Origin of the sequence: Citrobacter sp. Cm046, assembly GCF_030333065.1 — a bacterium.
Taxonomy (GTDB): domain Bacteria; phylum Pseudomonadota; class Gammaproteobacteria; order Enterobacterales; family Enterobacteriaceae; genus Citrobacter; species Citrobacter murliniae.
Genome location: NZ_JAOWGP010000002.1, coordinates 1 through 738, shown reverse-complemented (window position 1 = coordinate 738; position 738 = coordinate 1). Strand labels below are relative to the sequence as shown.

General features: G+C 39.4%; 1 pseudogene. It reads right to left on the bottom strand.

Annotated features, from left to right (window positions below):
- Positions 1 to 240: 240 nt before the first annotated feature.
- Positions 241 to 738 (bottom strand): annotated as a pseudogene (locus OGX98_RS00010) (hypothetical protein); the annotation flags it as partial.

Sequence of the window (738 nt, the reverse complement as noted above, 5' to 3'; positions counted from 1 at the left end):
CAGTTCGATTTCTTGCTTAGTCCGTAAATCAGCTAATTTTTCAGGCTTGATAAACCGAGAACATATCTGCTTCTGTTCAAATGGATTCATGAGATATTCTCTATTACCTATTACCTATTGCCTATTGCCTATTGCCTATTGCCTATTGCCTATTGCCTATTGCCTATTGCCTATTGCCTATTGCCTATTGTCGCTTCCAGCGTTCTATTCTGCACCCCATAGTATGTTTAAAGGTGATGTTTAGTAATAGAACCAATATTCTGCTGAATAAAGAACTTTTCCACTCGGGCATGCAGGCCTATTCTTATCACCAGGGTCATGCCATTTACCTTTATCTTTCAACTGCTGCTCTCTTTTTTTCGTTATTTTATTGAGATTAATTTTTGATACATTTTCCAACCCCAGCAATTGACATATTTCCTCAGTCAGCTTACAACGGGTTGGTGCACATGCTTTGTATGCAGAATATGCGATCAAACCTGAAAGCCCCCCCCCTCCTAGCATAGCCATAATGTATAGCCATTGGTATACCGAAAGGAAATTTAAAAAACTAATCCAGGAACCCTCAGCCATATCACCAATGACGCCAAACAACACCACAGTGAAAAAGAATATCGCGGTGAGAATAAACATATTTTTAATTCGCCACAGCATATGTGCAATATGCCCCATATCGCATTTCGGACAAATTGAAACTATTCGCTCTTCAGGAAGGGCAATGGCATATACTTCATAATG